Below are 221 nucleotides of genomic sequence, written 5' to 3' on the forward strand. Positions count from 1 at the left end.
AGCAGCCGGTCCAGCAACTCATCCGCGATGTGCGGCGCCTTCCGTCGAGCCATGGGGGAGATCCTTTCTGTCCCTCATGACCGGCAACACACGAAAATGCCGACAGTCCCCCTCGCTCATCGCCACCGCCAAGCTCAACGGCCTCGATCCGGAGGCCTACCTGCGGCGTGTGCTGGAGCGCATCGCCGACCATCCCGTCAGCCGTGTCGCCGAGCTTCTGC

At 65.6% G+C, this 221-nt stretch carries 1 pseudogene; it reads left to right on the forward strand.

Annotated features, from left to right (window positions below):
- Positions 1-112: 112 nt before the first annotated feature.
- A pseudogene (locus E2C06_RS37160) lies at positions 113-221 on the forward strand (transposase domain-containing protein); the annotation flags it as partial.

It is taken from the genome of Dankookia rubra, assembly GCF_004355005.1.
In the GTDB taxonomy this organism is placed as follows: domain Bacteria; phylum Pseudomonadota; class Alphaproteobacteria; order Acetobacterales; family Acetobacteraceae; genus Paracraurococcus; species Paracraurococcus ruber_A.